The 6,120-nt window shown below is 53.6% G+C and carries 8 protein-coding genes; all 8 read left to right on the top strand.

Features of this window, described 5'->3' with window-relative positions:
• Window positions 1–628 (top strand): menaquinone biosynthetic enzyme MqnA/MqnD family protein (locus tag PAT3040_RS34290; RefSeq protein WP_108996177.1); only part of this gene is annotated, 628 nt, incomplete at its 5' end.
• On the top strand, window positions 625–1,599 hold the full coding sequence (locus PAT3040_RS34285) for a polyprenyl synthetase family protein (RefSeq protein WP_108996176.1): 975 nt from the start codon (window positions 625–627) through the stop codon (window positions 1,597–1,599). The genes PAT3040_RS34290 and PAT3040_RS34285, both read left to right, overlap by 4 nt.
• 77 nt (window positions 1,600–1,676) lie before the next feature.
• Window positions 1,677–2,120, top strand: coding sequence for a nucleoside-diphosphate kinase (gene ndk, locus PAT3040_RS34280; RefSeq protein WP_108996175.1), 444 nt, complete (start codon window positions 1,677–1,679; stop codon window positions 2,118–2,120).
• A 30-nt stretch (window positions 2,121–2,150) separates the two neighbouring features.
• Complete coding sequence (locus tag PAT3040_RS34275) at window positions 2,151–2,930, top strand: CheR family methyltransferase (RefSeq protein ID WP_108996174.1); 780 nt, start codon at window positions 2,151–2,153, stop codon at window positions 2,928–2,930.
• A gap of 71 nt (window positions 2,931–3,001) precedes the next feature.
• Complete coding sequence (locus tag PAT3040_RS37820; protein ID WP_179215429.1) at window positions 3,002–3,163, top strand: hypothetical protein; 162 nt, start codon at window positions 3,002–3,004, stop codon at window positions 3,161–3,163.
• A 281-nt stretch (window positions 3,164–3,444) separates the two neighbouring features.
• Window positions 3,445–4,614, top strand: coding sequence for a chorismate synthase (gene aroC, locus PAT3040_RS34270; protein ID WP_108996173.1), 1,170 nt, complete (start codon window positions 3,445–3,447; stop codon window positions 4,612–4,614).
• Window positions 4,614–5,717: a 3-dehydroquinate synthase gene (gene aroB / locus PAT3040_RS34265; protein WP_108996172.1), complete on the top strand. Its 1,104-nt coding sequence runs from the start codon at window positions 4,614–4,616 to the stop codon at window positions 5,715–5,717. Before aroC ends, aroB begins: the two co-directional genes overlap by 1 nt.
• Complete coding sequence (gene aroH / locus PAT3040_RS34260; protein WP_087566994.1) at window positions 5,714–6,088, top strand: chorismate mutase; 375 nt, start codon at window positions 5,714–5,716, stop codon at window positions 6,086–6,088. The genes aroB and aroH overlap by 4 nt, the downstream gene beginning before the upstream one ends.
• Window positions 6,089–6,120 lie beyond the last annotated feature (32 nt).

Below are 6,120 nucleotides of genomic sequence, written 5' to 3'. Positions count from 1 at the left end.
CTCGGTAGGCCGGGTCCATTCCATCCTGCTGTTCCTGAAGCAGCCGATCGAAGAGAAACGGCCGACAAGCATAGCCGTTACGACGACCTCGGCGACATCCGTTAACTTGCTCCGCATCATTATGACGATGAGATACGGCTGCGAACCCGAATACTTGCCTGCGGAGCCGGATTTGGACACCATGCTGGAGACGGCCGATGCGGCGCTTCTGATCGGAGATCCAGCCATTCGCGCTTCTCGTAACTGTCAGGGCATGCAGGTGTTGGATCTCGGACAATTGTGGAATGAGTGGACAGGTCTTGGCATGACCTATGCAGTTGTTGCCGCGAGACGGCAAGCGATAGAAGCCGCCGGCGAAGAGGTGTATGCGTTATACCGCGCGATGCTTCGGACCAGAGAGGCGAATGTGGCCAATCCCGGGCATTTGGTCGAGAAGGCATGCGCGCAGCTAGGAGGGGACGAGTCCTACTGGCGTATCTACTTCCAGGCATTGCGCTACGATTTCGACGAGAGGCTGCAGAGAGGACTTCAGTTGTACTTCCGATACGCGACTGAACTTGGTCTGTTGCCGGGAGAAGTCAGCTTAACTTTTCTAGAAGATCAAATCCCCCAAAAGGTGAATGAATGAAACTATTAGAATTGTATGCAAAGATGAAAGGCGATCTGAATCAGATCGAGCAGGAGTTGGAGCGCAGCGTATCGGATGACCACGCCCTTCTGTCGGAATCTTCGACCCATCTGCTCAAAGCCGGCGGCAAAAGGATTCGTCCAGTATTCGTATTGCTGTCCGGCAAATTCGGTGAGTACAAGCTGGATGTCATTAAACAAATCGCCGTGCCGCTTGAGCTGATCCATATGGCATCTTTAGTCCATGACGATGTCATCGATGATGCGGAGACGCGCAGAGGGCAGCCCACGGTCAAGGCGAAGTGGGATAACCGTATTGCGATGTATACCGGTGACTACATACACGGGAAGGCGCTCTCCATTGCGACGAGGCTGCCGAACCCTATTATTCACCAGGTGCTGTCCAAAGCGCTTGTCGAGATGTGTATCGGCGAGATGGAGCAGATCCGCGACTTCTTCAACACGGATCAATCCATTCGCAATTACCTGCTCCGTATCAGGCGGAAGACGGCCTTGCTAATTGCGATTAGCTGCGAGCTGGGGGCAATTGCGGCAGGAGCCGAGCGGCAAGTCTCGAATGCGCTTTACCGGTTCGGCTACAACGTCGGGATGGCGTTTCAGATTCGCGATGATCTGCTTGACCTATACGGCACAGAGAAGCAGATCGGCAAACCGCCGGGCTCTGATATGAGACAGGGCAACATTACGCTGCCCGTTATACTGGCGTTGCGCGACGAACGCATTCGCGAGCCGTTGCTCGGCGAGATCGCCTCGATCCGCTCGCGAGAGGGCAGAGGGGATGCCAGACGAGCCATCGAGCTTATCCGCGGAAGCAAAGGCGGCGATCTTGCCGACGCCATGGCGAATCGATATATTGCAAAGTCTTTGCAAGCTTTAGAAGGATTGCCGAACATTACGGCGAAAAAGAATTTAATCGACATTGCGCATTTTGTCGGGAAACGCAATTATTAAACCGAACGACGAATCGCGAACAACCGAGTTTGAACAACCAATTAAACGAGCTTGAAGGAAGAAAGGAATGGTAGCAGATGGAACAAACGTTTCTCATGATAAAACCCGATGGCGTGCAGCGCGGCTTGATCGGTGAAATCGTCGGGCGCTTTGAGAGAAAGGGACTGCAGCTTACCGCTGCCAAATTCATGCTCGTTTCCCGCGAGTTGGCGGAAATACATTATGCGGAGCATCATGGCAAGCCGTTTTACGAACCGCTTCTCGAATTTATTACTTCCGGTCCAGTATTCGCCATGGTATGGAGCGGCGATAATGTTGTTGCGCTGACCCGTGCCATGATTGGCAAAACAAATGCAATCGATGCGGCGCCTGGCACGATCCGATCGGATTTTTCCGTACATACCAACTTGAATCTGATTCATGGATCCGATTCCCCGGAAAGCGCGACGCGGGAAATCTCCAACTTCTTCCGGCCTGAGGAGCTCGTAAGCTTCGAGCACCATATTCAAGCCTGGATTTGATAATTACCTTTACATCATTGGGAGGCTCCCATGTCCGAAGATCCAGACTTCACGCAATTTATATCCCAGATCAAGCGCAAAACCGCTATTGATCTGTCCCAGTATAAGGAAGCCCAGATGAAACGCCGGCTGACGACGCTTCGAATGAAGCACGGCTTCGCCACTTTCGGGGACTATTATTCAGCCATTGAAGGCAACCGGGCCTTGCTTAATGAATTTCTGGACCGAATGACGATCAACGTATCGGAATTCTGGCGTAATCCGCAGCGCTGGGAAGTGCTGCAAAAAGTTTTTTTGCCGGAGATCGCGTCAGCCAGCCTGCGTCCGCGAATATGGAGCGCAGCTTGCTCTACCGGCGAGGAGCCCTATACGATCGCGATGATCCTTTCCGAGATGGGTTTGCTTGACCGGACGACGCTGCTTGCTACGGATCTCGATATGGGCGTGTTGCAGAAGGCGCAGGAAGGCATTTATCTGGAACGATCGCTTCGGGATGTGCCGAAGACCAGCAGGAACAAATATTTCAAGACTTCGGAAGGCGCATATGCGGTCTCCGAAGTGCTCAAGAAGGCTGTAACGTTCAAACAGGGCAATTTGCTTTACGACAAGTTCGAATCCGGCTTCGACCTCATCGTTTGCCGCAACGTCATGATCTATTTTACCGAAGAAGCCAAACATCAGTTATATCATAAATTCGCGGGAGCGCTTAAGCCTGGCGGCATTCTGTTCGTGGGCAGCACGGAGCAAATCTTTTCGCCTGCGCAGTACGGATTCGAGACGGCGGATACCTTTTTCTATCGTCGCACGTAACGGAGGGTATACGAGCTTCCAACTTCTCCTATACTAGGTGATAAGGATATCTCCTTGGAGGGTGAACGTGGATGGACAAGCGTATAGTAATTGCCGCATATAGACGCGGAATTATTACGATACAGGAATGCGCGCAAATAATCGGCGTCGACAGCAAGCAGATCAATCGTCTGGTAGACGAGTCGATCCTGCCTGCTCCCGAAAGGCCGCGACTAGAGGGACGTTCTGTCTGAATAACGGCAGTTGTCCGAACCATATAATCGGAAGCCGCTCTTTCTCAAGTGGGAAGGGCGGTTTTTGTATGTTCCGCATATAGCAGGCAAGACCGAATAACGCCGAACATAATCACCACTATTGTACAAAAATGTAATTTAATCCACAGACGCTTTGACGCGTCAATGGAATAGGCTGTGATTTCTTGTCAAACCTACACCTCTGTACTATAATGAGCAAAGATGTTAAGGGAGAAGACAGCGGGCGCAGTCGGGCCTAGCGCTGAAGGAGGAGCTTTAGCTTGAGTTTACGTTATTTGACAGCAGGAGAAACCCACGGTCCCCAGTTGACCGCTATTATAGAGGGTTTGCCAAGCAATCTGAAGCTTGATTTCGAAGAGTTGAATTTCCAATTGCAGCGTCGTCAGAAAGGTCATGGCCGCGGACGGAGAATGCAGATCGAGAAGGACACGGCCGAGATCGTCGGCGGCGTTCGCCATGGCAAGACGACCGGCGCACCCGTAGCGCTCATTGTCCAGAACAACGATTGGAAGCATTGGACCAAAGTCATGAATATCGAGCCGATCGAAGGCAGCGACGAGGAAAAGCGCAGAGTGCATCGTCCGCGCCCAGGTCATGCTGACCTGAATGGCGGCCTCAAATATAATCTGAAGGATCTGCGCAACGTGCTGGAACGCTCCAGTGCAAGGGAAACGGCCGCCCGCGTCGGCGTCGGCGCCATTGCACGCCAGCTGTTGGCGGAATTCGGCATCAAAGTGGCAGGACAAGTTATCCGCATCGGCGAGATCGAGGCGCCGGCTAACCATTTGCCTATCGATGAGCTGATCAAATTGACGGAAGAATCGTCCGTTCGCGTCGTGGACAAGGACACGGAGGACAAGATGACGGCGTATATTGATCAGATCAAGGCAGAAGGGGATTCCATCGGCGGCATCGTGGAATGTATTATCGAAGGCGTGCCGATCGGCTTGGGCAGTCACGTACAATGGGACCGCAAGCTGGATGGAAGAATCGCTGGCGCGGTCATGTCGATCAATGCTTTCAAGGGCTGCGAGATCGGCATCGGCTTCGAAGCGGCGAAGCTGCGCGGCTCGCAGGTGCATGACGAGATCATGTACGAAGCGGATAAGGGTTATCATCGCGCGACGAACCGGCTTGGCGGTTTCGAGGGTGGCATGACCAACGGCGAGCAGATCGTCGTGCGCGGCGTCATGAAGCCGATCCCGACGTTGTATAAGCCGCTTCGCAGCGTAGATATCGATACGAAGGAACCTTTCACGGCGCAGGTCGAACGTTCGGACAGCTGTGCGGTACCGGCTGCCAGCGTCGTCATGGAACATGTAGTGGCCTGGGAAGTGGCGAAGGCTTTCCTGGAGAAATTCGGTGGCGATTCCATCGAGGAGATTCGCGCGAATCTTAAGAGCTACCAAGAACAATTGGAGAACTATTAATGATGCGCGAGCTTAAGGTAGAACTCGGTGAGCGCTCTTACCCTATCTACATTGGGGAAGGGCTATTAAATGACGCGTCGTCCTACTTCGCGAAGCATGGCATCAGCGCCAAGTCTCCATTGCTGATCATTACCGACGAGCATGTCGCTCCGCATTATTTGGATGCGCTGGTTCAGAATTTATCCGCAGGCGGCTTTCAAGCTGCTTCGGCTGTCGTACCTGCCGGCGAGAGCTCCAAGTCGCTGCAGATGCTGGAAGGGCTGGTCACGAAGGCTCTGGAAGCCGGTTTGGACCGCAAGTCGGCTATCGTCGCTTTGGGAGGCGGAGTTGTCGGTGATTTGGCCGGTTACGTGGCCGCTTCCTATATGCGCGGCGTCAAATTCGTTCAAATCCCTACGACTATTCTGGCGCATGACAGCAGCGTCGGAGGCAAGGTGGCGGTAAACCATCCGCTTGCAAAAAACATTATCGGAGCATTCCATCAGCCGGAATTTGTATTGTACGATTTAAAGACGCTGCAATCATTGCCGCCCCGTGACGTTGCCGGCGGATTGTCGGAAGTTGTTAAGCATGGACTCATTTGGGACGCCGAGTTTGTGGCGTGGTGCGATGCCAATGCGGCTAAGCTGCTCTCCCTGGATCCCGAGGCATTGGGATATGCGCTGTACAAAGGATGCGGCGTCAAGGCAAATGTCGTCTCGCAGGACGAGAAGGAGAACAGTCTGCGGGCCATTCTTAACCTCGGCCATACGATTGGTCATGCCCTGGAAGCTGTTGCGGGGTATAACGAGCTGCAGCACGGCGAAGCGATCTCGATCGGCATGATCGGGTCCGCGAAGCTGGGCGTCCGTTACGGCGCGCCGCAAGAGGTCTATACCGTAACGAAACGAGTGCTGGAACGTTGCGGACTACCCGTCGTTTTGCCTCGGCACTTCGACGTGGATGCCGTCATGTCAGCGATGATGCATGACAAGAAGTTCGCGGAAGGAACGATGGTATTTATCGTGCCGACGGCGATTGGCAAGGTAGAAATCAAGTCGGACGTACCTGTAGATTGGGTGAGGGAAATCGTAGAAGAATTGAAATTGGAGGTGCAGCGATGAGCGTTCGGGGAATACGCGGGGCTGTAACGGTAGAAGCAAATGAAGCGAGTCTGATCTCGGAGGCGACGCTGACGATGGTACGCGAGATCATGTCAAGCAACGACATTGATCCCGCCGATATATGCAGCGTGCTCATTACGGTGACGCAGGATCTGGACGATTCGTTTCCGGCTCAAGCCGTGAGACAACTGCCGGGTTGGGAGCTCGTGCCGCTGATGTGCGCTCTGGAAGTGCCTGTAAAGGGAAGCCTGGAGCGTTGCGTACGCCTCATGGTGCTCGTAAACACGGAGAAGAGCCAAAAGGAGATTCATCATGTTTACTTAGGCGGTGCGCAAGCGCTGCGGCCGGATCTGGCCAAGTCGAAAGTCTAATGGCCAATGCCTGAAGTTTCGGGTTGACGCCT

The organism is Paenibacillus agaridevorans, assembly GCF_003112455.1.
GTDB classification, from domain to species: Bacteria; Bacillota; Bacilli; order Paenibacillales; family Paenibacillaceae; genus Pristimantibacillus; species Pristimantibacillus agaridevorans.
This window is presented reverse-complemented; position numbering and strand designations above follow the sequence as displayed.

Excerpts from the sequence above, each read along its gene's own strand:
- PAT3040_RS34285 (WP_108996176.1), top strand. The coding sequence starts at position 625 with ATGAAACTATTAGAATTGTATGCAAAGATGAAAGGCGATCTGAATCAG.
- ndk (WP_108996175.1), top strand. The coding sequence starts at position 1,677 with ATGGAACAAACGTTTCTCATGATAAAACCCGATGGCGTGCAGCGCGGC.
- PAT3040_RS34275 (WP_108996174.1), top strand. The coding sequence starts at position 2,151 with ATGTCCGAAGATCCAGACTTCACGCAATTTATATCCCAGATCAAGCGC.
- PAT3040_RS37820 (WP_179215429.1), top strand. The coding sequence starts at position 3,002 with ATGGACAAGCGTATAGTAATTGCCGCATATAGACGCGGAATTATTACG.
- aroB (WP_108996172.1), top strand. The coding sequence starts at position 4,614 with ATGATGCGCGAGCTTAAGGTAGAACTCGGTGAGCGCTCTTACCCTATC.
- aroH (WP_087566994.1), top strand. The coding sequence starts at position 5,714 with ATGAGCGTTCGGGGAATACGCGGGGCTGTAACGGTAGAAGCAAATGAA.